The organism is Paenibacillus alginolyticus DSM 5050 = NBRC 15375 (assembly GCF_000422905.1).
GTDB lineage: Bacteria > Bacillota > Bacilli > Paenibacillales > NBRC-103111 > Paenibacillus_E > Paenibacillus_E alginolyticus.
Map to the genome: position 1 here is coordinate 20058 of NZ_AUGY01000069.1, position 26733 is coordinate 46790.

General features: G+C 44.8%; 17 protein-coding genes and 2 pseudogenes. 2 read left to right on the forward strand and 17 right to left on the reverse strand.

The features are described from left to right. Nucleotides 1-37: 37 nt before the first annotated feature. Nucleotides 38-1372 (reverse strand): ABC transporter substrate-binding protein, encoded by a 1335-nt coding sequence (locus G519_RS0126515; protein WP_029197274.1) that lies wholly within the window; start codon nt 1370-1372, stop codon nt 38-40. 29 nt (nt 1373-1401) lie between these two features. Further along, nucleotides 1402-2394 carry a mannonate dehydratase gene (locus G519_RS0126520; protein WP_029197275.1) on the reverse strand — a complete coding sequence of 331 codons (993 nt, stop codon included), beginning with the start codon at nt 2392-2394 and terminating at the stop codon, nt 1402-1404. Between the two features lie 259 nt (nt 2395-2653). On the opposite strand from G519_RS0126520, the gene G519_RS0126525 reads away from it, so the two are divergent. Beyond that, on the forward strand, nt 2654-3379 hold the full coding sequence (locus G519_RS0126525; RefSeq protein WP_029197276.1) for a response regulator transcription factor: 726 nt from the start codon (nt 2654-2656) through the stop codon (nt 3377-3379). A gap of 23 nt (nt 3380-3402) precedes the next feature. After that, nucleotides 3403-5163 carry a sensor histidine kinase gene (locus G519_RS0126530; protein WP_029197277.1) on the forward strand — a complete coding sequence of 587 codons (1761 nt, stop codon included), beginning with the start codon at nt 3403-3405 and terminating at the stop codon, nt 5161-5163. 161 nt (nt 5164-5324) lie between these two features. Here G519_RS0126530 and G519_RS0126540 read toward each other — a convergent pair. From G519_RS0126540 to G519_RS44645, 15 genes and pseudogenes are all read right to left on the reverse strand, one after another. Then, nucleotides 5325-5756 (reverse strand): annotated as a pseudogene (locus tag G519_RS0126540) (aldo/keto reductase); the annotation flags it as partial. A 50-nt stretch (nt 5757-5806) separates the two neighbouring features. Next, nucleotides 5807-7567, reverse strand: a complete 1761-nt coding sequence (locus tag G519_RS0126545) for a glycoside hydrolase family 2 protein (RefSeq protein ID WP_029197279.1) — start codon at nt 7565-7567, stop codon at nt 5807-5809. A 1671-nt stretch (nt 7568-9238) separates the two neighbouring features. Next, a pseudogene (locus G519_RS53710) lies at nt 9239-9724 on the reverse strand (exo-alpha-sialidase); the annotation flags it as partial. A gap of 100 nt (nt 9725-9824) precedes the next feature. Further along, nucleotides 9825-12191, reverse strand: a complete 2367-nt coding sequence (locus G519_RS0126555; protein ID WP_051253707.1) for a family 43 glycosylhydrolase — start codon at nt 12189-12191, stop codon at nt 9825-9827. A gap of 101 nt (nt 12192-12292) precedes the next feature. Continuing rightward, nucleotides 12293-13129: a carbohydrate ABC transporter permease gene (locus G519_RS0126560; protein WP_029197281.1), complete on the reverse strand. Its 837-nt coding sequence runs from the start codon at nt 13127-13129 to the stop codon at nt 12293-12295. 18 nt (nt 13130-13147) lie between these two features. Further along, nucleotides 13148-14047, reverse strand: coding sequence for a carbohydrate ABC transporter permease (locus G519_RS0126565; protein ID WP_029197282.1), 900 nt, complete (start codon nt 14045-14047; stop codon nt 13148-13150). A gap of 80 nt (nt 14048-14127) precedes the next feature. Then, the gene (locus G519_RS0126570; protein WP_174806673.1) at nt 14128-15516 is read right to left on the reverse strand and encodes an ABC transporter substrate-binding protein; all 1389 of its coding nucleotides are present in this window, start codon (nt 15514-15516) and stop codon (nt 14128-14130) included. Between the two features lie 292 nt (nt 15517-15808). Then, the gene (locus G519_RS0126575; protein WP_029197284.1) at nt 15809-16732 is read right to left on the reverse strand and encodes an ArsR/SmtB family transcription factor; all 924 of its coding nucleotides are present in this window, start codon (nt 16730-16732) and stop codon (nt 15809-15811) included. A 192-nt stretch (nt 16733-16924) separates the two neighbouring features. Then, entirely contained in the window at nt 16925-19462 is a 2538-nt protein-coding gene (locus G519_RS47830; RefSeq protein WP_051253708.1) for a carbohydrate-binding protein, read from the reverse strand. 9 nt (nt 19463-19471) lie between these two features. Next, nucleotides 19472-20824, reverse strand: a complete 1353-nt coding sequence (locus tag G519_RS47835) for a glycoside hydrolase family 43 protein (RefSeq protein WP_051253709.1) — start codon at nt 20822-20824, stop codon at nt 19472-19474. Nucleotides 20825-20837: 13 nt separating this feature from the next. Continuing rightward, entirely contained in the window at nt 20838-22850 is a 2013-nt protein-coding gene (locus G519_RS0126585) for an alpha-L-arabinofuranosidase C-terminal domain-containing protein (RefSeq protein ID WP_029197285.1), read from the reverse strand. 24 nt (nt 22851-22874) lie between these two features. Continuing rightward, nucleotides 22875-23768, reverse strand: a complete 894-nt coding sequence (locus G519_RS0126590; RefSeq protein WP_029197286.1) for a carbohydrate ABC transporter permease — start codon at nt 23766-23768, stop codon at nt 22875-22877. A 13-nt stretch (nt 23769-23781) separates the two neighbouring features. Continuing rightward, entirely contained in the window at nt 23782-24738 is a 957-nt protein-coding gene (locus G519_RS0126595; RefSeq protein WP_029197287.1) for an ABC transporter permease, read from the reverse strand. Nucleotides 24739-24766: 28 nt separating this feature from the next. Beyond that, nucleotides 24767-26353: an extracellular solute-binding protein gene (locus tag G519_RS0126600; protein WP_029197288.1), complete on the reverse strand. Its 1587-nt coding sequence runs from the start codon at nt 26351-26353 to the stop codon at nt 24767-24769. Between the two features lie 82 nt (nt 26354-26435). Then, nucleotides 26436-26733: transposase (locus G519_RS44645; protein ID WP_244280112.1), on the reverse strand; the 298-nt coding region annotated here is incomplete at its 5' end.

Sequence of the window (26733 nt, forward strand, 5' to 3'; positions counted from 1 at the left end):
TCACCGCCTGACTGCGTATAGTTATAGTAAGACCCCGTTACTTTTTACCATATAACTGCTTGAGCTCTTGCTCAAGCTGATTAAGAGATTTCTGCGGATCCATCTTCTCTACAACAATTCTTTGCACCGCTCTTGTCGCAAGCTGCATGGATTTGGCCTTGGATCCGAGATCGTCCTCAGGACCTGGATAATTACTTGATCCAACCACGTCATTAATCATTTTCATCCAGCCTGCGGCTTTATTGTTCGGATCCTTCCAAAATGCCATCTCTTCAGAGCCCTTAAGTACAGGCTGAAATTTTCCGCCCATGACTTCAACAAATTTATTGTAGAAATCTTTGTCATAAAATTCGGTAACAAACTTCTTCGCCCACTTGGTGCCTTTGGCATTTTTGAATATGGCGAAGACGTTGCCGCTGCCTAGAATAAAATCGCCCTTAGGGCCAGCAAGCTTTGGAATGAGAAGCGTATTTTTCTCAAGATCCGGTTTATCCTTCTTGGCCTGATCGTAGATGCTTCCGCTGTTGATGACGAAGCCGACCGTACCTGCTAGATAGGCATTGTTATTGCCGTTATCGTCCCAAGTCACGGAAGATGGCGGCGTTAGGCCCTCTTGCCAAAATTTTGCGAGAAACGTAATCGCTTCCAGCGTCTCTTTGGAATTGACCGTGATATTATTGTCCTTATCGACAATAGCTCCGCCATAAGCTAGAATGACATCCCGAACAAACCCCTCGGCATCACCGCCTCCGGATTGACCTAACGGGAGACCTACGGCATAGATGCCGTTTTTCGGATCGTTGACAATTTTGGCCTGCTCGTAAAGCTCCTGCCACGTTTTCGGAACTGGCAATTTGTGCTTCTCCCAAAGATCTTTGCGCAAGTAGGCTCCGCCCATTTGGAAGGATTGAGGCACCATGAAATATTTATCTGCGACTACGGAGAATTTTTTGGCTCCATCTGTAAAATTGATTTTCGTAATGATGTCGGAAGTGTCCACGAGTTGGTCGGAGGCGACAAACTGCTTGGCAACCGGGTCGTTCGCCACAATAAGATCCGGTGGATTCTTGGCTTCGATCGAGGCCAACAGCTTCGTTTTCAAATCATTCTGAGAAATGACCACGTATTCGGTATCAATATTGTTCGCCTTGCCGAATTCCTCCACCCGCTGCTTCATGAGGTCGTTATAAGCTTGGGTGTATTCCCCTTTATCCCAGAAGATAAATTTCTCTTTAGGACCATTAGAAGCGGTTGGCGAAGCAGCTTTATCTACGGATGTAGAAGCAGCCTCATTACTTGTCGAGCATCCTGCAGCGATCGTTCCCAGCAAAGTAGTCGCTACTAATACAGAGCTCACTCTATTCCATTTCATAATCTCACCTCATAATGTAGTATTGTCATTTATACAGCATACATCGCGCAGAGCAGCGCTTTGAGATACCCAATCGAATAAGCCAGTCCGATTCCGCATGCAGTACGATGGTCACCGCTGTGCCGATCCCGATCGTCCCCTTCAAGAAAAGGAATGTGATCCGGATTGATACAACCGTCATAGCCAACCTTTTTCAATGCCATTAAAACCTTGAACATATTCAAGTCCCCATCATCCAGCAGTGTTTCTTCAAACCCGCCCGATGTCGGTAAGCTTCCACGAACATTTCTCATATGAATGAGATGGATGCGCCCTTGTCTGCCGTAATGGTTGATTTCATCAAGCACGAGCGACGAGCCTCCAGCTTCAGCCCGTGTACCGATGCAATAGATGTAGCCTACCTGCTTACTGGGGAAAGCATCCGTAACGCGATGATATCCAAGACCACCGAAAGGCGTGTCCGTGTTTGGCGTATCCGAAGGGTGCATCGACAACTTCACCTTGTAGCTATCTGCAATCGGAACCAGTTGACCATAGACGGTCAAGAAACGCTCCCACCAGGCTTGAAGCTCCTCATAAGTCGGAGTCTCGTGCTGCTGCTTTGTGAGTCCTATACTCTCCCCCCGGGAAATATACCCTCCACGCAGCACTGCATCATACTTAGTCATCAACTGATCGAACGTATCCCCGGTAAACCGCTGCCGTATGATGGGTACTCCTGCTTCACCAAATACCTTCATGGCGTTAACCGTATGATCCAATTCCTTTTCCGAGCCAGGAAGGTTTCTCATGAATCTTTCCGACATATTCGGCAGAGTCACACGGTTGATATCCAGCCCGAAGGAACGGAGTCTGCGTCTAAGCTTTAACAGTTCATCTAAATCAGGATACCCTTGCTCCTTCACTCCAACGAAGCTGGAGCCATTCCCGAAATCGAGACAATCCGCCCCCAACTGTACAAGCTGCTTCAAATAACTGTCAGGGTGATCCACTCTTGCAGTTGATATGGATATTCTGATCAATCTCCTCATCCTTTCATTAGGAAACGCTTTCAATACCTTGATTATAAAGGATACAGGAAGAATAAAAAGGCGGTTGGCTCCTCTTTTGGTATCATTTGCTGGCTCATTTAGGACGAACTGGACGAAGAAGTATCATCTTTTAACAAAAAGGAATCATTACATACTCATTTGACAAATTGAGGGACTACAGCCATCGATCAATGCTATAATGTGCCTATAAGAAGGTTGTTGATTTTTCCGAATAGAGAGGCGGGTCGCTGTGTATAAGCTCCTTATTGCTGATGACGAATATGAAATCAGAAATGGCTTAAGCAACTACTTTCCCTGGGGAGACGTTGGCTTCACGGTCGTGAGTCAGGCTGATAATGGCACTCAGGTAATGGCATATACGGAGAGACATGAGGTGGATGTTATTCTCTGCGATATCCGAATGCCGAATATGACTGGAATCGATGTGGCTAGAGAGCTCTACCTAAAAAAATCACCAATTAAAGTCATTTTTTTAAGCGGTTATAAAGATTTTGAATTCGCCCAACAGGCCTTGATTTACGGCGTGAAAAATTATATCGTCAAGCCGACCAAATATGATGAATTAATGAATGTTTTCTTAAGCATCAAAGAAGAATTAAATCAAGAAAAGAAAACAGACGCCGCGCAAGAAGGGGGCGTTTCCGATAAAGTGATTTCGGTGATCAAAAATTACGTGAAGGAGCGCTATCGAGATGCTGCCCTGGATGGCGCTGCAGATTTAGTGCACATGAGCCCTTACTATATTAGCAAGTATTTTAAGCAAAAGACGGGAGAAAATTTTTCAGATTACGTCATTTCCGTCAAGATGGAGAAAGCCGCACAATTTTTAAAGGAAATCGATTATAAAACCTATGAAATCAGCGAAATGATCGGTTACAGCAACCCTAAGAACTTTACCCGCACCTTCAAAAAATATTTCGGCAAAAGCCCGCGTGAATTCAGAAATGCGGAATAAATATAAAGGACTATACGAACCGGATGAAAACCTATCACGCATTTTTCCTTAAAAATTTATTCACTTTTTTGATCCCAATGCTTGTACCCATTCTGATCCTAGGCACAATGTCCACGGTCATTATTAAGAGATACGTAACGGAAGAAATTAATCACAACACGACCAATATGCTCAAGCAAACCAAGGAAAATATTGAGTTGATCTTTAAACAGCTTGATTCGCTGAACATCCACTTTATGGCCAATGCGATCGAATTTGCGAATTTAAAGAGCCTAATGCTCAAGCCGTCTCTGGAGCTCGATGACTATAAAGTACTCGCGACCATCAAAAATCTGATCGATGCGCCAGCCATGGCGATGCCTTATATCGATTCTGTCTACGTTTATTTAAATAATGACAAAAATCGTTTACTTTCCACGACCTCCGGCGGACTGATCGATTTAAATGAATTTTATGATAAAGCCTGGTTCGACAGCTATAAAAGGCATCAACTTGGCGATGATTTGGTATGGACGGAAAACCGCACCATTAAGAAATATAACTTTGAGAATTCTGCCGTGGAGATTATCAGTCTTTACCGCAAATTGTCCCGCGATCAGGGAGACGGTCTCATCGTGCTCAACATTGACGCCAAATATATCGAGAACCACTTGTCCAATTTGTCCACACTGCAGGATCAAACCCTGCTCATATTAGGCCCGAACGGGGATGTTATGTTTAAAAACAAAAAACTCCCCTATTTTGATCATTTGGTTGTTAAAGATCTCGTTTCCGATGGGCGTCCCTTTTATGAGACGAACCTGAACGGCCAGCCATTTATCGTTTCCAAGCTGAACTCGGATAAATACGGTTGGACCTACTTATCTATTGCCCCCAAAACATCGTTATATGAAGTTCCCGATGGTTTGAACCTGACCAGTCAGCTGCTCCTGCTGATCTCCTTTTTATTTGGCAGTGGATTAACGTATTATTTGACCCGAAAAAATTACCGAGATGTGAAAACGATTGTTACGATTTTGGAATCCGCCGAAAACAGCAAGCCGCTGCCTGTTCTGCCTTCTCGTATTAAAGACGTTTACAGCTATATCATTCATAGCATCCTGAAAAATTTTATCGAGCAGAACTATTTAAGCATGCAACTGTCCGAACGAAAGTATAAAGCCCAAGCGATGGAATTGATCGCCCTGCAATCACAGCTGAACCCTCATTTTCTATATAATACGCTGGAGACAATCAATTGGAAAATCGCTAGCCTTACCGGCAAACCCGGGAATTTGAACAAAATGGTAGAAAATTTGGCAGATATTTTGCGATATTCCTTGGAAGGGCATAACAAACCGGTCATCCTTCAAAAAGAAATCGCTTATACCTTAAGCTATATCGACATACAGAAGGTTAGATATCACGATAAATTTGATGTTGTCTGGGAATATGAGGAGCAGGTCAACAAGTACAATGTGCCAAAGCTCATTTTGCAACCGCTTATTGAAAATAGTATTTACCATGGCATCAAAGTGAAGGAAGGAACCTGTCGAATCAAAATTAAAATCTGGCAGTCCGAAGTGATGCTTCATTTGGCCGTGATTGATAACGGAATCGGCATTGGCACAGAAAGGCTTGACCAAATTAAGTACGAGCTCAAACAGGATATCGGCGAAACGGATCATATCGGTCTATATAACACACACAAGAGATTGAAATTGCTTTACGGTGAATCATTCGGCATTAAAATCCGGAGTAAATACGGTTGGGGAACGGCGGTCTACTTAACCATTCCCATATAGCCTCGGGAAATAGAAATAGCTAACTATCATATGACAGTTAGCCCCTACTAGCTAGGTATAAAATTGGACCCCGCCTTGGCCGCGATGGGGATTGATCGTCTCAAGTGACTCTGGCGCAACGCGCTTCATAAAACGATAAAGAGCTTGGCTCGTCAACGGCCTCATGACGACGACTCCAACGTCATGCTTAGCGGCTTCCGGAATGATTGGATCTGCAGCACCCTGATAAAAGAGATTATACCGAACTTGAATGACATCAAAAAAACCAGAACGAATGGACCAAAGCAATACGTGATCAGGAACTTCATGACATCGATGTAATCGGTCTGGAGATGCTTCAAGCTGGCATCGACGGATCGAATCACATCGTCATACCCAAGATTTGAGGGAACCTTTGTAGCAATATATGCTTCATGGCGACGTTCTTTCAACACAGCTCCGATTATACTTTCGCCTAACCCATTTCCATAGCCCTGTGCCGTATCGATATAATTAAGTCCCTTGTCCAGAGCTTTATGAAGCGAATCGATAACCACGTCACGACTGTTCTTTGCTTCATAAGGTTCCAAATAGTTATCCAGTCCCATCGGTGCGCCACCGAATCCAACACAAGAAACGTTTTCTCATCACTTCTTGCTAACTTTTACGCAAGGTTAATTTCTTTGATAATCTCTAGTGGGATCTTCTGTTTTCGATCTTCAGTGAGCAAACCGTTCATTTCCTGCTGAACATCAGTGATCTGCGTATAGCAATACCCACAAATGTAATCGATATCCTTAATCGCTTGTGTAATGCCACGGAACCGCTCAATAAAGGCCTCTTCCGTCACTACCTGATTGCCGTATCCCCAGCCTTTATCGGTTTGGAAAGCAATCCCGCCAAATTCGCTAATAATAATGGGCTGCCCTTGATACGTGTATCCATGCGCTAAAGCATATTTCCAATTGTTAAACGAATTTTCGTTGTTTACGATAGGGGACTTATCCGCATAATGCCGGAGGAATTCCGTACCGCTTTCCACATAATCATGTAGAGTCAAAATATCTGAGACGGTATGTTCCCATCCATCATTTGTGATGACAGGACGGTTAGGGTCTATCGATTTAGTCAAATGATAGATGCCTTCAGTGAACTTCTGCTGCTTACGGTCAGTCAAAATCTGCATAACGCCCCAAGACTCATTAAAAGGCACCCATGTGATGATGCTCGGATGATTATACTGCTGCCTTACAATCTCGATCCATTCCTTGGTGAAGGTCTCAACTGCCTCATCATTAAATTCAAAGGTGGCTGCCATCTCAGACCATACCAAAAGCCCTTTGACATCGCACCAATATAGGAACCGCGCATCTTCAATTTTCATGTGCTTCCTCACCCCGTTGTATCCCATGGCGAGAATAGCATCGATATCCTCTATTAATGCTTGCTCCGAAGGAGGCGTCAAATGACTGTCGGTCCAGTACCCTTGGTCCAAAATTAACCGCTGATAAATCGGCGTATTATTGAGCAGAACTTTTCCCTTTTCTATGGAGATTTTCCTCATGCCGAAGTAAGAATACACATGGTCGATGACCACATCATCTTGAAATAAAACAAATTCCACATCGTATAAGTTCGGACTTTGCGGAGACCATTTGATTGCCTTCCACGGACCATTAGCTTCATGCAATAAATCTACTTCCAACTGAAGCCAAGACCGATCCACGTTCAAAGCGACTTGCTTGAGGATATTGCCTTTATAACTGATTCGAGTCTCTAAACGAAGCTGCCCCTGCTTTAATTCACCCTGAGTATGGTATTCGAAGTGTACCGAGTTACTATCGAGATCGGGAGTCATTTTCACAGACTTGATATAAGATTCCGCTACATACTCCAACCATACGCTTTGCCAAATTCCAGTCGTCTGAACATAAAAGCATTCGAAATTGTCGTTCACCCAACGCTGCTTGCCGCGTGGCTGCGTGCAGCTCTGGCTGTCCTCCACCTTCATGACTAGGCTGTTTGACTGACCGAATTGAACATAGGACGTAATATCAAATGAAAAAGCAGCGTATCCACCTTGATGTTGACCTATATACGTTCCGTTCACCCACAATTTGGCTATATAGTCCACCGCTTGAAAATGCAGGATGATCCTTTTGCTTTCCTGTTCCTTCGGAACTTCGAGCAATCGGTGATACCATATTTGAGGGTGAAATGCTTCTTCACCAATACCGCTGGCCTTCGTTTCATAAGTGAATGGAACCATGATCTTGAGGTCCCCCTCAAACTCCTCGTACCACTTTTCTTTCTCTCCAATGTTCCCGTCATCAAAACGGAAATCCCACTCACCGTTTAAACTATTCCATGATTCCCGTACAAACTGAGGCCTTGGATAGTCCTTTATATACATTTTTGTCGACATCTTGTGATGATCACTCCTCTTCCGCAATACCAAGTATGGTTGAATCCGCGCACAAATGATCTTGTGCGCGGAGAATGCATTCAGTTAATTTGTTCGAATAAATTCCACATTATCAATATCCGCCCATTGGCTGTCGCTGCTGTTCGAAGCGAAGAATCCGACGGTCGCCTGACCACTGGTGACGCTAATGCCGGAGATCGTCACTTGCGTCCAAGTTGATGTAACCGGGAAATTGGTTTGACGAGCAGTTCCACCATAGTCTTTCACTTCCATATAGTTACTGGTCTGGCCGCCGCTACTTCTCAAATAAGCTCGCATCGTATAGGTTCCGTTTTGCAGACCTGTAATTGTCTGGCCAACATAAGCTGTACCGGGTGAACTAATGCCAGCAAGACCGATGAAGTAATTCCCTCCACCTGGTGCACGCGCAATGCCGTCGTTAATGCCATGAATGTGAATCCGATCTGGATAATCGGATCCATAAGTCGTCCATCCGTTCACATTTGCCGTTTCAAATCCCCAGTTATTCATGAGATTGACATTCAGCGGCGTGATCGAGGCTGTTTTGAAAAATTCAACGTTGTCGATATCTGCCCATTGGCTGTCGCTTGTATTCGCAGCATAAAAACCGATAGTTGCCTGTGCATTTGTTACACTAATACCAGAGATGGTTACCTGCGTCCAAGTTCCTGTAACGGGAAAATTAGTTTGCAGCGTAGATCCACCATAGTCTTTCACTTCCATATAGTTACTGGTTTGGCCGCCACTGCTCCTAATATAAGCTCTCATTGTGTAGGTACCGCTATCCAGACCTGTGATTGTCTGGCCAATATAAGCAGTACCCGGAGAACTGGTTCCAGCAAGACCGATGAAGTAGTTTCCGCCCCCCGGTGCACGTGTAATACCATCGTTTAGTCCATGAATGTGAATCCGGTTCGGATAATCGGCTCCCGAAGGCGCCCATCCATTAACATTCGCCGTTTCAAAACCCCAATTATCGGCAAGATTCACGTTCGAGGGAGTCCCTGCATTACCCGTCCGCAAGTAAATGCCCGTACTAGGAAAGTTGGCAGATGTGACTGCCATAACGCGAGTCGTATCAACAGCCATTAATGAATTCCAGTTGGAAAACGTCGTATCCGATACAGGGAATACATTATACAAATAACTCCAAGTCGCTCCGTTATCGGAGCTGATCATCGTTCGCATCGAAGAATAACTGTCTCCCGTATTGGCGCTGGAATCATCCGTTTGGAAGCTGGCCATTAATCTGCCATCGCCCAGTTTTACGACATACGGTGCTCCGGCTTTTTTTCCTGCATTCGTTGGTATAAACATGGTTTGCCGTGTGCCTGACCAATCTACGCCATCAGAGGAAATTTTATATTTGATTCCAAATGGATGCCCGGTGACGTCCGTGGCTTCGAATACCACAATGTACCTGCCGTCCGCCATTTTTGTGAAAACCGGCATGCCGTCTCTGGAGCCATTAGCTACCCCGTCGCTGACAACTGTCGCACTGTTCCAACCGCTTCCGTTCCATGTTTTCATCAATAATTTTTGCTTCCCCGAGGTACCGACAACGGCTGAACTATCATCCGCATACATGACGGAAATCGTGCTTCCCACATAACCGAGGAATGGCTCCCATACCCCAGTGAAAGAGGTTTCCGTTTCAGTCGCTATTTGTCCGTTTGCCAGATCAGACCAGGTGCTGCCTCCATCGCTGCTCTTTCGAACTTTCAAATAACTGGTGTACGTGCTGCCGGAATGTATGACCAAGCGATAAGCCAACCAAATGTCTCCATTGGTTAATTGGAGCATCTGACCATTGCCAACATCCCCGTTCGCATCAGAAGCAGCTGTAATAGGCGCTCCCCATGTAATGCCTCCGTCCGTGCTTTTCGCTATCTTAACTTTCGTAAAACCTCCGTCCGCAGTTGAATCAAAGGAAACCAGCATGTTGCTGCTGTTCACTTGAAGCATCCGTGGATACCAGACTCCGCCTGTACCGGTTGTGTAAACTGTCGTGTTTGACGTTGGCCAAGCCATCCCACTCGTTGCCGCTTGAGCCATATTGAAAGGAATAATAAGCGAAGCCACCATCATCAAAACCATTAGTAATTTACCCAAGCGCAAACGATTATTAGCTTTCATCTTTACATTTCCTCCTTAAGAAAAATGTTAATCTAATAGCTTTTTTCATTGCGTGCTTGTGCCGTATCTAGAAGTAATTTATAACCATTGAACTATCAAATCACCTCCTTACTACTGAAAAATTGGCAAAAACCCACGTCGGAGAAGAGGAACGAATCCCAATTTTCCCATGCATATATGCATTCGTATCCGTCCATTCCAAGACGGGTTGCCTCGAACCGTTTACGTACACCTTCATTGTTGCTCCGCTAACATCAACAGCGACGTGTACGAATGAACCGGAGTCAATACTGACCGGAGCTGAAGCAACTTCATTCTGGTCATAATTCATTTTCTTCAGAACCATACGTCCGTTGCGGAAGGTTAGTTGATAGCCCATAAACGAATCCCTTACTTGATCGCGAAATTCAGATTCGTTCGTGACACGGAACAAGAGCCCTGCCTCTTCAATAGAATCCGCTGTGGATTTCAAATCAACTTCAACCCGATAGTCCGTCCATTCATCGCTGCCCGCATACATTTTGGCATCCGATCCCTCAGTCTGTACGGCATACCCGTCTTCATGCTTCATCCAATTGCCATACATGTCTTCAGGCAATATTTGATTAAACATATTTGAGAGCTTTTCTGTCGGCAGTTCAGAGATTCTATATATATTTAAAAAGCGGTAATTCAATTTCCCTTTAACCAATTTTACTGTCAAAATATGCTCGCCTTGCGTTAGCTTCATATTTCCAATGTGCTTCTTAACCCACAGGTTTCCTTCGTTCTGACTCCCATTGCCTAATTCGAAACGTTGGGATTTCCCATCGACCTGCAGTTCCACCACATTATCGTTTCCGTCTTCCTGCATCATCGCATCGAAACCATAAGTTCCGTCTGACTCCACATTAATCCTATAGGCGAGCCAATCCCCTTTTCCCGCTATCGCAACGGCATTACTGCCGTCTTCGCTCATTTGGATCGGAACACCGTCGTCTTCACGCATAACAGACCCTTTAACCGGATGTCCAACATGAAACCCTTTATCTCTTTCTTCCAAATAATGAACCGCTTCAATACTTCCGGGAACCGGTTTAGCCGTTTCAAAGTCGCTGCTGCCGTCGGCGTCATTAGAAAATGCCGTGAATTCCAAAGTCGGCTTGACGTTTCGATAGGTATACCCGATTTTCCCCGATTTCACAGTGATGTCTGTAACAGTCAGCTTGTTCATTTGATCAAAATAGATCTTCGTGCTTCGGGCATCACTTTCAACTCGAATGGTATGCAGTTTAGTAAAGTCCATCGATTGGGGAAGCTCTGCGGTTGCAAGCTGCTTCCTCTTCCCGTCCTTCATTTCGAACAGAGTCATACTTCGCAACGCGGGATCAACACGAACAGAGTTAAAATTATTGTCATCCGTATAGGAAAAGATGGTCTCGAAAGAAGCCTCCCCCACCCGTGTATTCTCCATGTTCATGCGAAAATTATATTCAGCTGTAAACCGATTCTTATCGGTAGCTTTGTTGCTCAACCAATTCGTTTCATTTTCTTTGACACGAACATCCCAAAGCTTCTGATCCAGCGGTTTATTGACGCCATCATATAAATCCGGCATTTGTGGAACTGGTTGAGGAAAATGAGTGCCATCGCCAAGAACTACCATTTTCTCGCCGTTAAAAACGATTCGGTCCATATTTAGCTTGCGAACTGGAGGCCCTTCCGCCGAATGGCCAATTAAATTATGATAAAAAATATAATAAGCATCGAGGTTAGGACCTATCACACTTGAGCTGTGACCCAGTCCATTAAAATCTTGTTTCGTACTGATGACGATCGGGTTATTTTCCGGCACTTTGTAGGTTCCCATTGGTGAATCCGTTGCTACAGCGTAATTAATCCGATAGCCTTTACTGAACACGTGATTTCCTGTATAAGTCATGAAATATTTGCCATCGCGTTTAATAATCATTGAACCTTCCGTCCAATGGCCTAAATAAGCGTTAAGCGTTTTGCCATCTTGCATCGTGTAAGGATCCGACATTTCGTGTCCAATAATCCCCTTACCATCCGCATGCGTAAAATACCATTTGCCGTCATCATCAATAAATACAGAGCCATCAATGGATAAGCCCAAATTTTCAGTTTGAATCGTGAACGGTCCTGTAGGGCTATCGCTGCGAAGCACATAATGGCCTTTTCCAGCAGGCGAAGTATACATATAGAAATACCCATTCCAGTAAACAACTTCCGGTGCGTAAGCCCCTTCGGTCAGTGGCTCTTCCGTAGCTAGCCCTTCATATTTCCAATGAATCAAATCGCTCGAGCTCCAAGCTTTAATGCCCACACGAAAATCCTTCGTACTGCAATACAAATAATAGAGTCCGTTATATCGCATAACATAGGGATCACCTATCCCGTAATCAGGCCATTCCTGCTCAAGCGCCAATGAATTCTGATACGATTCCCCAAGCGTGGAAATCAACATAGGACCTCTTCCTTTCCCGCTAAATGAAATTGTAATCACTGTGGCTAATAGGAATACACTTAGCCCCATAACCATTCTTTTCGTCCGTATCCTGCGTTTGGTCATTTTAATCCACTGATGCTTAAGGATTCAATAAAGTACCGCTGGCAGAAAAAAAACACGAGAACAACCGGCACTAAAGCAATCAATGAAGCTGCCATCATATTTGGATAGTTCGCTTGTGATATATAGTTAGATTGCAAACTTGCAATAATAACTTGAATCGTTTGTTTTTCCGTCGAATGCAAATAGATGACGGGTCCAAGAAAATCGTTCCATATCCCCATGAATCCAAGTGCAGCTTGTGCGGCTATCGCTGGTTTAACAATGGGTAACGCCACAGAAGCAAACGTTCGGAAATAGCTTGCACCGTCGATTTTGGCGGCATCAATTAAATCCGAAGGAATGCCCCCTTGCATAAATTGTTTGAAGAAAAAGATTGTGACAATATGACCGAATAAGCCGGGCACTATGAGTGGAAGCAGCGTATCCACCCAATTCAGGTATGAAAAACCGATAAATTGAGGTATCATCACCACGGAGTATGGAATCATCATTGTGCCAAGCAAACAAAGAAAAATAGTATCTTTAAACGGAAAATTAAATTTGGAAAACGCATAAGCTGCCATTGCGGATACAAACAATCCCACACCCAAAACAAAAATTACAATAATGGCACTATTCATAAATCCGGTTAACAGCGGGGCTTTATTCCAAACGTCCGCGAAGTTATTCCATGTAAATGGGGCCGGTATCCATTTCGGCGGGAGATCAAAAACATGCTCTTGGGTTTTAAATGCTGTCGAAACCGTCCATGCAAATGGAGCCAGCATTATAAAAGAACCGAGAATCAAAATAACGTAGGCCATTGCATTCACTGACCGCTCATTTCTATTCATCGTTCAACCTTCCTTTCTCTAGTCGTTATATACCCAACGTTTGGATAATTTAAATTGAATTAGTGTGATGATAAAGATGATGATACCTAATACCCACGCGACCGCACTGGCGTACCCCATGTTGAAATACTTAAAAGCTTCATTAAAAATATAGAAGACGATGGTTGCCCCGCTGTATTCCGGTCCGCCATCTGTGGCCATAATGTACATTTGACTAAACGATTGAAAAGTACCGATAATTCCCATGACAATAACAAAAAAATGAATGGGGGAAAGCAACGGAAAAGTAATGTGGCGAAAAAGATGCCATCGGTTCGCACCATCAACGGTTGCCGCTTCATAATAATCGGAAGCAATCCCCTGCAGCCCCGCCAAATATAGGACCATGGTTCCGCCAATGCCTCCCCATAAACCCATAATAATGAATGAAGGCTTTACCCAATGCGGATCACCTAACCAGTTAGGTCCTTGGATACCGAATATTTCATAAATCCAATCATTGATCAGCCCGTAATCATTATTCAAGATCCATTGCCATAACAAGGCAACAGCAATGATAGGTGAGATGACCGGAATATAGTATATTGTTCTCAGGAAAGAAATTCCTTTTAGCTTTCGATTCATTAGAATTGCAATCAGGAGGGAAAAGAACATACCAATAGGAATACCAATAAGTAAATATAAAGTGTTATATAATGATTTATAGAACTTTTCGTCCAAAAGCATTTCTTTATAATTTTGGGCACCATTCCATTTCGCAGGCGAGACCATGTCCCAATCCATAAAGCTTAATACAAACGATGACACGATTGGCGCAAGCCCGAAAATGAGAAACCCTAGAACGGGAATGGATATAAATAAGTACGACCATATTATTTCACGCCGTCTAAAACCTGTTATTTTCTGTGCCCTTATCATACTGATCCCACCTGTTTTAGGACGAAGGACGAAGCTGGAAGCCTTCGGCCTCTATTTTCGCCCTTCCGTATCCTTATTTATTATTTCTTGTTTCCTTTATCGTAGAGATCTTGCAGCTTAGGTTTCATTTCTTTAGCCCAGACATCAGCCGTTTGTTTCCCTTCCCAAACGCGACTTAATTCTTGGTTAAAGGTGTCGAGCCATTTCGTATCTACGGATCCTACAGCAATCGTCGGATGGCCATAATCCTGTATGATGTCCAGGAATACTTGGCGATTCGCAGGAGCTTTATCATATTTTAAGAATTCGCCTTTCGCCATGTCGATCAGATTCGGAACCGCTTGACCCAATTGGTAGTTTTCTTTCTGCGAGCTAGGATCCAAACTCAAATACGAAGCAAAGTTAAATGCATCTTCCGGATATTTGGTTTTGTTGGAAATGACGAATCCTAAAGAACCTAACCATGTTGCTGTTTTTCCTGTTTTCGGGCTTGCAGGCCAGGCTGCAATATCCCATCCAAAAGGCAACTTCCAGAAACCAGGCTGATCCCACGGCCCCATTGGAAACATACCAATTTTGCCTGCAACAAACCGCGCATAACCACCTTGTGCTTTTTCATCAGTCGGTGAAGGACTAACATGATATTTCAAATTTAAATCAGCCACGAATTGTAAAGCTTCTGTAAAAGCAGGCTCGTCAATTTTGATGGTTCCTGTATTGTAATCAATATAGTCTCCACCATTCGCCCATACGGCTGATTCCAATGAATAACCAGCTACCCCAAATACATCTGTCTTCCCATTAGCCCCTTTTGTCGTGATTTTTTGGGCAGCATCAATCATATCATTCCAAGTCCATTCGCCAGCTTTTGCGCTTGGATATTTTACACCTGCTTTATCAAACAGAGCTTTGTTATAAGCGAATGCCCAAGGACCTACATCTTTTGGCAATCCGTAGAGATTTCCTTTTCCAATAACTTTACCATCAAAACGATAGCGGTCTAATCCCTGTTTCCAAACATTCTTCTCATCAAAAGATGATGCTGTTTTGATTAGATCATCCATTTTCAGCAAACTTCCACTGCCTGCAAGTTTTTGGAACTGAGCTTCACCTGCATAGAAAACATCCGGTGCCTTGCCTGAAGCAATCAAGGTATCCAATTTTTGATAATACTCAGCAGGAGGTACGACGGTATATTTCACTTTCTTTGTTGGATACTTCAGCATGTAGGAATCGGTTAGCTTTTGAAATACAGCCTTTTCTGTATCTCCACCCCAACCCATAAAGGAAATTTCGGAATTCTCTGCTGGTTTGGGTGTTGCAGCTGCAGGTGTTGCCTGGCCAGAAGGTTGTGTAGTAGATTTGTCTGTCGATTGCGTTGTGCTTTTTGAGCATCCCGTTACAACCATGGCGAAACTTAGCATTAGAGGCACAGAAAGCTTAGCCATTTTACTTTTCAATACGTTCATTTAAACTCCCCCAATTAAGAATTTGGTTTAATAAGGCATAAATTTGAAAAGTTATTATGATGAAATGTGAAGCGTTTGCAAAAACCACATCCTTCCTTTTCTTAATTAATAAACATTTTATTTGTTTTATTACAAATAAAATGTTTATATTCAAACAATACTTGTAAATCTAACTTTTGTCAACGGTTTCATTCAATAATTATGTTTATTTCAATAAAATAATGCGATAAAGCCTTATTGTTACATAATATATGTAACAATAAGGCTTTATCGCATTACCTATTCTATATTTTCACTCAAATTGAATTCTCATCACAATTGCTTGGGCATAATCGCCAAAGCCGCGACCGAATAAGTTGATTCCTCCATGGTGCAAGGCATCTGGTTTAATCCCAATTTTGAATCCAATGAACGGATATTCCTCAAGATGAAGATCCTTAATCGAGACAGAGGATGTTTTCTCATTATCGACGGAACTCCGCTTCTCATCCACTCTCCATGTTTTCAGAATACCGTATTGCGTACTGCTGTCGTTCCACCACGAAGGGTTAAGTTTGCCTCTATGATCGCCGAAATCGCCTGGTGAAGTCCAAGTTCCTATCTCTATGCCATTGACCCATACTGTAATGTCTGAAGGCCACTCATTGTTATAGTTAGGCGCTTCAGAACAAATTTCCAACGAAAACTCGATTGAATTGATCGTTGCTTGTTGTGGAATCACTTTAGGAAACCGGTATTCGACCCATCCCTGCCGCAACCATATGATTTCAGCTGTTTTACTCTCAGGGTGATAAAAGCTAACCGGATCATCTTCCGGAATGATCATTCCGTTTAAATTGGCCATACCGCAGGTTGGAAATACTTCAAAGTTAATAAAATGACCGATTGGCATCTCGATCTCATACAAATCGTTAGGGTTTTTATACATGGCAATTGGGTTCAAACTCATGTGCACGTCATCAAAGTTACGGCTGCAAACCTTCATGGCTCCTCGAGTTGCAGGCTGTAATTCTGTTAAGATGAGCCCAGATTCCTCCAATACCTTAACATTAATCGCAGTAGTCGAAACTGGAATATTAAGCATCTCGGCAATTTCAATGATATTCAGATTATGATGTTGTAAGAGGAGCTTGATGATATTGATTCTGGTGTGAGAAGAAAGTGCATGAGCAACAGCGACTAATTGATCTGGTTCATTAATTGATAATTCCAACATACATAATCCCCCCATTAACAAACTGAACTTTCGAAATTGCAAACGTTTTTACAATATATTAACGAATAAACCCTTCTTTTGTCCACTTATTATATAACAAAATATTTTTTAAGTAATAAAACGATCTTTAAAGATGAAATATATCGTACATACACGATTCCACACCCCCTATTACATAAAAAAATGAGAAAATCACCCTCTGCGTGCCCTATATGGCACAGATGAGGGGGATTTTTCTCGTTGTTTGGCCGGAATTGGCGTCACTTTGAAGTTATCGATAAAGCTTTCACTGTTGAAGCTTCTAACCCCAATGTTGCCATGCGTGAAAGCCGTCTCGCTTCGATCCGTGTAATCAATAAGGGGGGTTTCCATATCCCCAACATAAACTCTGATCCTCGTGCCGCTAGCAACTACCTTCATATGCTGCCAATTCCCAACCGTTCCGGTTAACGCCGCACCGGTTAAATACTGGAAATTATAATTGAATTTGCCCAGATGCACGCCGTCTGCGGTCAGGTAAGCAAGGTAACCCTGAAGGAAATCGTCTCTGTTCTGTCCCAATTCCGTTCCGTCAGCTGGATTATTTACACGGAAAATAATTCCTGCATTACTTCCTCCTTGCGTATTTGAGCCCAATTTAAGATCCGTCTCCACGATATAGTCCGACCAACTGCTGTCGCCGATGACCGCTTTCGGATACCCTTTCGGTTGGGATTTATATGCGCCTTCTTTGGCAACAATCGGGTCATTATGGAAGCGGAAGCTGTAAAAGTCGAATTCGCCGGTTACAATTTCCACCTTGATGGTGTGATTGCCTGCGGGAAGGGCAATCCCTTCTTTCTTGACCGTCATCCACTCTTGGAAATTGCCGGTATTCGGAACATTAATGATTCCTGTTAGGTCGGTTGTGTCATCAAGCCAAAATCTGACTTGGCTGCCATCCATAGCCGTAGCCACTCGCAAATCCAGTTTGTACTTATCTGTTTCGGCGACATTCACATTGTATTTCATCCATTCGCCTGTCTGGTTCCAGCCCGTCGTGAACCCCTCCGGGAGCAACCGGATATCGACGTCATCCGTACGGTAGAGCCCGCGTATGTTATCCGGCGTGTTGTCATGATACGCGACCCCTTCCCCTCCATTCATGTAATCCACGGCAAGAACGGTCCCGGGAAGCGATTTGGTTTCATTTTGTGTATTGAACGACAGACTCGCGAAATCATACTCGCCTTGAACGATTTCAACCTTGATTGTATGGTTGCCTTCCGGCAGCATTATGTCTCCAAGCTTGACGTTTTTCCAGTTATTCCATCCTCCGGTATTGGGAATATCCACAACACCAGTTAAATCAGTCATATCATCCAGCCATAACCTGATTTTCCCGCTATTAAGCGCCGTTGCAATCCGGACACTGATGTCATAGACAGTGGACTTGGCAACGCCCACGTTATATTTCAGCCACTCGCCAGTTTGGTTCCAACCGACGTTCCAGCCTCCTTTTGGATTGACACGAATGTCAACCGTGTCACTGCGGTATTGACCGCCGATATTCGAAGGCGTATTGTCGTGGTAACCAACACCCTCGCCACCCGTGTTATAATGAACGGCTTCAACAATGCCCGGAACAGATTTGGGAACATCGAAGGATACGAATTTCAACCTCGCGAAGTCATACTCGCCTTTTAGCGTATCGAACTTAATCGTATGCAGGCCTTCAGGCAGATAGAAGCTCTGGGATAACGTTGTCTGCCAATTATTCCAGCCCCCGGTACTCGGTATATTGATCGCACCAGTCAGATCAGTTTGATCGTCCAGCCATATACGCGCTTGATTATCGTTGAACGTGGTTGCTGCCGTTACTTCGACCCTGTACATCCCCGAGCGCTTCACGTCAATGTTGTATTTGAGCCATTCACCAGCTTGGTTCCAACCGACATTAAGCCCGTTGAAGTTGCTGTTCGTTCGCATATCAACGGAATCGCCTCGATATGCGCCGCCAATATTTTCGGGAGTGTTATCATGGTAGCCTATCCCTTCACCGCCCGTATTGTAGAAAGGCGCTTCAATGATGCCCGGGACCGGCTTGGGAAGATCAAACGGAGGTGCATCCCCGGTATCTACCCGCCAGCCCTGTTCGAATTTCATCCAATCGAAATCGTCGCCGTCGTTGAAATCATCCGATATAGGTGTCGTTGCAGTGGAGCGATTGAACTTCATAGAGGCAAAATCAAACGTTCCCCTGTCGGCTATCACTTTGAGCTTATGCAGCCCTTGCGTAAGCTTGATATCCGGTATGATCAGATTATCCCATTGATTCGCACCGCCTGTTGAAGGGAGCCGTACAGTATCCGTCAATTTCGTCGAATCATCGAGTTCAAGCTTCACTCGCGCATCGTCTCCTGCGGCATATCTGATAACAACATCATAAGTTCCCAATTCAGATACATTTACATCATATTGCAAATTGCCCTTATTGAATGATGCGACATAATAACCTCCATATGTAGCTTCGGAGACACTGATATGATCGGAATCGGACTTGCCATTGCCTTTCGGGTTGAAATGGACTGCCTGGATCTCACCGGGAATCGGCTTGTAAGCGGCATTGGCGCTGCTACCGCCCACGTTGTTGCTAAACGCGACATATCCGAAGTCCGCATGCGCATCCGTTGTCGTATAACCAATCTTGCCCTTACCAAGGTGCTCGATGGAACGGGTTTGCTTCAACATGCCGTCTACTTAGATTCTATAGTCGGAGCCCTCCTTCTCCACACGAATTTGATGCCATTTCGTATAGTCGTAGCCAACCGGTAGAGAGGTCGTTACCTGGTCTGTATCCTTGCCGTCTACGCGGAACACGGTTTCCAAACGATTTTGATTGCGGTTAAGTACGGCAACACCATAATTTTTCTCATTTTTGTAGGAGAATACTGCACCTATCAGCGGATTCGCGCTAGTCCCCTGCTCAACTTGCTGCAGGTTGAACTCCGCAGTGAAGTTATCATCCGTTGCTTTCTGGGATAAAAGCATATGAGATTGTCCCGGTTCACCTACGGTATCTTGATACAACGTGCTGCCGTCGCGGATTCCCCAGTGCCCACCGCCAACAACCTTCCAACCATCGCCCAATTCATTCCTTTGAAACCTGTCGCTGAACTCAGGCATGGCCGGGTCGGGCTGCTCGGATGTCGTGGGACCAAGTACGAGCATCTTGTTCCCGTTCCATACGACTCGGTCCAAGTTCAGATTTCGCCCTGGATTGGCATGGCTGTGGTATACCATATAATCGGAATCCAGATCGGGACCTCGCACAATGGAATTATGCCCAATCCCGACATGATCTCCTTCCGCATCGAGAAGAATCGGGTTTTGGGATGCAGCAGGCACAAAGCCCGTTACCGGACTTGAGCTGCTCGCGTAATCCACCCTATAAGCATCGCTCCACACGTGGTTTCCGGTATATGTCATATAATATTTACCATTGCGTTTGATGACCGTCGGACCTTCGGTCCAACCCTTCATCACAGCTCCGGTATTCGATTTCTCACCAAACGTATACGGATCGGACATTGGACGAACGTCGATATTGCCGTTGCCCGTGCTGTAGAAGTACCATTGTCCGTCATCATCAATGAATACATCTCCATCAATGCCATTTACCATGTTGCCTGTTTGGGCCATGAAAGGACCTGTTGGACTAGCGCTCTTCAGCACGCGATGACCGCGCTGCGTGGTGCCGGGTTCATCCCGAAGCAGAGCCGTATACATGTAAAAATCACCGTTCCAGTAAACAACTTCCGGGGCATAGGCTCCTTTCGTAACCGGTTCCGTAGCGCATAGACCTCGATATTCCCAATGCACCAGATCTTCCGACGACCAAACCTTCACACCTGGCTTATCATCCACCGTACTGGTGTATAGATAATAGACTCCGTTAAATTTCAAAATGAACGGGTCGCCTTCCCCATAAAAATCTCCATTTTCCCAACGCCATGAGTCGGATACGATTTGCGGATTGCTGTAAGAGAATCCTGATGCCGGAAAAGAAAAGATCAAGACGAAAGCAAGCAGTCCCGTCAACCATTGTTTCATTTATCATCAGCTCCTATTCGCGTGTGATTTCTAATACGTAAACGGAGGACGCCCTCAGCTGACAGGTCACTTGGGATTTCATGACTGACAATTCATGAGCTTCGCAGACCACCGCATCCGGATTTTGCGCACTATTTATGCATTCGTAATCGTCCGCTGCTAATTCCAACAGTTGGGCTGTGCCCGACTCCGTAAATCCTTCCAATTGTACTTCTGTAATGGTATCTTCGAGACTTCGATTTACTATAAAGATCGTCACCTTATCGCCTCGAACATTCGTACAAGCCACGACGTCCAAATTCGGCAGGTCATCAAGCTGTGGCGCAGAAACAGTGCTGCTCACCTTAAAGCTGCCACAATCGGTACGGGTCTCCACCACATAGCCCAAGTCTCGGTTTGCATACATTTTCATGACATAATAGGTTGGAGTGCCATAAACGGATAAGGAATTCTCGCTTCTGCCTGAGGACTTACCGCGAAACTGATCCGCGTAGAAATCCCCTACTCTGATGCAACCGCCAAGCCAACCGTTGACTAAGTCGGAGAAGCTGCCTATTTCGATCAAATCGCTATTTCGGATAAATTCATTCAAATTCGCTGCATTGGCAGCCGCAGCTTCTAAGGTGTGTTCATTCGGAAGACCCTTGCGGATGGTATTTGGATAATACATCGTATTGTATTCGGTGATCGCCAATTTCAGGTGAGCATAACGGGCGGATGATCCGAACATCTCTCTTAATTGCCTCACGGTCTCCCTCGTCCATTCCGGATAAGAGAGGATGGCCTTATAGCGCTCTTCTTTCGGCGTAAGAGCATTCATCCCAAACCGATTGGTTCCGTGATACAAATGCAAGGTTAAGTAATCGATGTGCGCAGCAGCCCGCTCTAGCAAAGTCTTGTTCCAATCCATCTTGTCATCCCCGCAAGCGAGCAGCTTAATACCGGGATCGACGGCCTTCATGGACTGGGCAAACTGCATGTAGCGTTCTGCGAATTGTTCGGCGCTGCAATGCCCGACCTGCCATGCTCCCCAAACTTCGTTGCCGATCTCCCAGTACTTCACGCCATACGGCTCAGCGTGTCCATTAGCGGCCCGCAGTTTTCCCATGGGGGTATCGACATCACCATTGCAATACTCAACCCACTCGGCGGCTTCCTCCGGTGTACCCGAACCATCGTTTACGCAGATCAGCGGCTCCACATTCAGTTCACGGCAAAACCCAATAAACTCATCCGTCCCAAAATACTTATTCGTCCAACCGCCCCATGCTTCATTGATGACACTTGGGCGCTCATACACAGGACCAATCGCCTGCCGCCAATGATAGGCACTAATATAATTCCCTGCGAGCCGCATCATGCCGGCGTTTAGATCCTTGGTCATATCCAAAACTTCTTTGCGAACATGGCCTACGCTGTCAGAAGGGAGCAGCGAAATATGATCGAACCAAAGCATCCCTGTGGATACATGATCTAACCAGCGCTCATGCTCTGAAGGCACATAGATTCGGAACTCCGCATGCTCACAAGAGCGACTGACCGTGAGACGTGATTCATAATGCTTCCAGTTATGGCTAACCAGATCGATTCGCGTGGAACCAAGCACTTCACCACTCTTCCTATCTACAATCTCTGCTGCAACAAACTGGATTTCGACTGAAGCTCTTGCATACAGAGCCAAATAATAGCCATCTGGATCCTGTTTCACAGCAATCGCTTGGCTCATCCCTGCGTAAGCCTCGTCGTCGCTATAGATTCGTACTCGCTGGCTATGTCCGGAATGATGCGCAGCAGCAGGCTCAAGGTCATAAATGGTGCTTTTCCCGTTCGTATAAGGACGCCAGCGTCCAGATAGCCCTCTGTAGGTCACATCCATACTTTCAAAATCCATATCCGATAGCGGATAGGCCAACATCGCATCCATATGATCACGGATATCTTCCACAAAATGCCCGAATATGTAAGGATTAATTCTGTCCTTACTGACTTGATTCGTCTTCACCTGGATCTTAGCTTTTGCTTGCATGATCACAACGCTTCCTTCCATCCATTATCCTTTTAATGAACCAATCATAACGCCCTTCACAAAATGCTTCTGTACAAAAGGATACATCAGCAGTACCGGCAAGCTGGAAATAATAATCACCACATATTTGATACTCTCAGCTAACAGGATTTTGGATTCCAGTCCTACACTGCTGTCAACTGCATCCGCCTGGCTAACCATCAACACTTCACGCAGCACAAGCTGTAACGGGTACATATCTTTGCTTCGAATATAGATCAACGCATTGAAGAATGAGTTCCAGTGTCCAACCGCATAAAATAGGATCATGACAGCCAAAATCGGCTTGGATAGCGGCAATATCACATGGGTTAACAGCTTCCAGTTCGAACACCCGTCGATATGTGCCGCTTCCTGAATCTCCCAAGGGATGCTGGATTGAAAATAGGTTCTCATCACAATCAGATTATAAGTGGCAATGGCTCCAGGGATTACTAGCGCCCACATCGTATCTATCATACCTAAATTTTTCACGAGGAGATAAGACGGAATGAGACCCCCGCTGAAAAACATCGTAAGCGTTACAAAAAACATAATGATTCCCCGCCCGGGCAGGTCTGGTCTCGACAGCGGATAGGCCGCTAATGTCGTCATGATCAGATTGATGACCGTACCTACTGCCGTGTACAGAATGGTATTCCCATATCCGTTCCATATTTGATCGTTTTGAAAGACATTCCGATATGCCTCCAAAGTGATCTGTTTAGGCAGCAAAACCACTTCCCCATTCAGCACCAGTGCAGGATCACTAAAAGAGGCACTAACGATAAATATGAGCGGGTACAGCACCACTACAACGATAAGGACGGCCAATGTGCTGACCACGGCATCGAATATTTTTTCATCCGACTTCCTTTTCTTTAGCGTATGTTCCTTCATCACATGGCCCTCCTCACCATAAACTTGTCTCCGCCTTTTTACGGGCAAAGCGATTCACGAGTAAAAGCAGCGCCAGGTTAATGATGGAGTTAAACAACCCAATGGCAGCTGTATAGCTGTATTCCCCTTTTAAAATACCTGTCGAGTAGACGAAGGTAGATATGACATCGCTGGATTCCAAATTTAAATTATTTTGCATGAGCAAAATTTTCTCAAAACCAACATTCATGAAATGCCCGACATCGAGAATAAGCAAAATGACGATGACTGGCAGAATGCCTGGAATGGATACGTGCCAAATGCGCCGCAGCCGGCTTGCTCCATCCATTTTGGCCGCTTCATACAGCTGCGGATTGACTCCGCTGAGCGCTGCAATATAGATAATCGATTGCCATCCCATATTTTGCCATATGTTGGAACCGATAAAGATCGACTTAAACCAGGCCGCCGAATCGAGAAATCGAACCGGTGCTCCGCCAAATGCCTCAATAATCGTATTCACAGGACCTCCTCGCTGAGATAAAAACAGCATCAGCATCCCTACCATAACGACGATGGAGATAAAATGAGGGATATACGTAATATTTTGGACAATTTTGCTGAATGCTTTGTTACGGATTTCCGTAATGAGTAAAGCCAGAAGGATGGGTATTGGAAAAGCAAACAATAAAGAGAACAAGTTAATCGAAATGGTGTTCCACAGCAATCTCCAGAAATAATAAGATTCTATGAAGCGCTGGAAATGATCAAAGCCTACCCATGCGCTGCCGCTGATCCCCTTGGCCGGACTGAAGTTTTTAAACGCGATTTGCAAACCATACAAAGGCCCATAATGGAACACAAGGTACCATGTGAGAGGGATGAGCAGCATTAGGTATAGATCGTAACGACTACTCATCGATTTAAAGAGGCTGGAGCGCCTCGATTTGGATCGAGACGAGGCGCCCGCCGTATTTGCCGTATTGTTCATCTGTAGCCCTCCAGCCGTCAAATGTCGCTTATGTTTGCTGTTTGAGTTTATCGTAAGCGTCTTGATACAGCTTTTGCAGCTCATCCATTTTCATTTTCTTCAATGTGTTCTGGAACTCGCCCCACTTATCGAAGCCAAGGGCTCCAGCGATAAACTTGGTGCTCTGTTCCTCGTAATATTTATCAATATCATTGCGCAAAATGTTGATTTGTTGAGCTGTTTGCTCGTCAAACATCGGTGATGCATAACGAATCTTCGGCATGTAAGGATCGAGTTTCTTCTGAGCTTCCTGAACCTGCGGCGGATTGATGTAAGAAGCAACCTTCTCGCTGATCAGATGCGGCGCCCCGCCTCCGGCGTAAGGAGTGATTTTGCCTTGATTGCCTGATGCCAAGAAAGCATCCATATAAAAAGGAATGCCATCGCGCAATTCATAATTCTCGCCCTGGCGACCGAATCGCAGCAAAGTGGATCCTTCGTCACCGTAGAAATAATCGACCCACCGCAGTGTTGCTTCCGGGTTCTTGTTCACCGAGGTGATGGCAAAAGCTCCAAAATCCCTAGGTACCGGAGCCGCCAACTGCAATCTGTCACCATGCGGTCCTTTGACTGGAGCTATACCGATGTATTGATCCGCAACTTTCGTATCCAGCATCGGATTGTTCGTCTGATCAAAGAAGAAACCGGTATTCCCTGTCCCTTGCTTTGCCAAATATTGCGCTTCCTTTTGGGTAAAAAGCTCCGAATCGAGCAACTTCTCCGCATACAGCTTATTTAAATACATCAACAATTCTTTATTCCGGTCGCTTCCCATCCAAATATTAACCTTGTCATTCTCCAGGTTAATGTTATAACCCAACTGAAAATCCAAACCAAAGGAGCCGGCCATGATTGGTACGATGCTCAAGCCGTTGCGCGCAGTCATCGGAATTTCGTCTTGCTTGCCGTTGCCATTCGGATCTTTATCCCGGAAAGCTTTCAGCACCTCATAAAGATCGTCCGTCGTCTCGGGTTCCTTCAGGTTCAGTTTCTTCAGCCAGTTTTGATTCATCCAGCGTTTATCGGTTCTGGCAGCGTTTACAGTTACAATACCCGGCAGGGCATAGATATGACCTTCAGGTGTTGTAATGGCTGAGCGAATCTCCGGATACGTATCCATTAGCTTTTTAATATTAGGGGCGTATTTATCAATCAAATTCTCAAGCGGAATCAATTGTCCGCCAGAGCCGTATCGAATAGCCTCTAAAGGAGTAAGGCCTGAGCGGTATAAAGCATCCGGGAGCTCATTCGAAGCAAACAATAGGTTCTTTTTCTCATTGAAACCATCCGTTGGCGCCTCGATAAATTCAACTTGCACATTGCTCATTTTTTCAAAGTCCTGGAACACCGGCATGTCCTTGAAATGCCCATTGACCGGCGCAATTCTTGTGAACATCTTTAGCTTAAGCGGCTCGTTGACGATGGGAAAGCCTGCTGAAGACACACCTTTTGCTGCTGCATCTGTTGGAGACTTGCCCTCTTTCTCTTTACCCGCTTTATCCGAGCTGCAGGCGGCTAGTGTCATACTGGAAACAACTAAAGTAGAAAGCAGTAACGTCCCCCAATTTCTTTTCATTCGTTTGTTCCTCCGATCGCATTGTTTTAACCCAAATAAGAAAGCGTTTTCTAAGGGTTGATCTCAGTATAGTTAATTTTGATTATCCAACTAGCTCAGGATAGGTAATCGTCGTAGACGATAGGCAACAATGAACTAACCTATTGAATAACTCGCTTTTGACCTCACGGCGGTTGAATCGATAGCAAAACTCATCGAGATATGCTTGTAGGTGCTTAGGATCTAAGCCGTGGTAGGTACCACCAATAAAAGCTTTCGCATTAGAGATGATCGTATGAAGCCACTTTAGATGATCTGGATTTTCTTTCAGGTCGTACTTTTTGGCTTCATGGTGGAAGCCATTTTTGGCCAAAGCTTGATAAGAACGATATCTATCGCTG

Excerpts from the sequence above, each read along its gene's own strand:
- G519_RS0126515 (WP_029197274.1), bottom strand. The coding sequence starts at position 1,372 with ATGAAATGGAATAGAGTGAGCTCTGTATTAGTAGCGACTACTTTGCTG.
- G519_RS0126530 (WP_029197277.1), top strand. The coding sequence starts at position 3,403 with ATGAAAACCTATCACGCATTTTTCCTTAAAAATTTATTCACTTTTTTG.
- G519_RS0126545 (WP_029197279.1), bottom strand. The coding sequence starts at position 7,567 with ATGTCGACAAAAATGTATATAAAGGACTATCCAAGGCCTCAGTTTGTA.
- G519_RS0126555 (WP_051253707.1), bottom strand. The coding sequence starts at position 12,191 with ATGTTGATTTCCACGCTTGGGGAATCGTATCAGAATTCATTGGCGCTT.
- G519_RS0126560 (WP_029197281.1), bottom strand. The coding sequence starts at position 13,129 with ATGAATAGAAATGAGCGGTCAGTGAATGCAATGGCCTACGTTATTTTG.
- G519_RS0126565 (WP_029197282.1), bottom strand. The coding sequence starts at position 14,047 with ATGATAAGGGCACAGAAAATAACAGGTTTTAGACGGCGTGAAATAATA.
- G519_RS0126570 (WP_174806673.1), bottom strand. The coding sequence starts at position 15,516 with ATGAACGTATTGAAAAGTAAAATGGCTAAGCTTTCTGTGCCTCTAATG.
- G519_RS0126575 (WP_029197284.1), bottom strand. The coding sequence starts at position 16,732 with ATGTTGGAATTATCAATTAATGAACCAGATCAATTAGTCGCTGTTGCT.
- G519_RS47830 (WP_051253708.1), bottom strand. The coding sequence starts at position 19,462 with ATGTTGAAGCAAACCCGTTCCATCGAGCACCTTGGTAAGGGCAAGATT.
- G519_RS47835 (WP_051253709.1), bottom strand. The coding sequence starts at position 20,824 with ATGAAACAATGGTTGACGGGACTGCTTGCTTTCGTCTTGATCTTTTCT.
- G519_RS0126585 (WP_029197285.1), bottom strand. The coding sequence starts at position 22,850 with ATGCAAGCAAAAGCTAAGATCCAGGTGAAGACGAATCAAGTCAGTAAG.
- G519_RS0126590 (WP_029197286.1), bottom strand. The coding sequence starts at position 23,768 with ATGAAGGAACATACGCTAAAGAAAAGGAAGTCGGATGAAAAAATATTC.
- G519_RS0126595 (WP_029197287.1), bottom strand. The coding sequence starts at position 24,738 with ATGAACAATACGGCAAATACGGCGGGCGCCTCGTCTCGATCCAAATCG.
- G519_RS0126600 (WP_029197288.1), bottom strand. The coding sequence starts at position 26,353 with ATGAAAAGAAATTGGGGGACGTTACTGCTTTCTACTTTAGTTGTTTCC.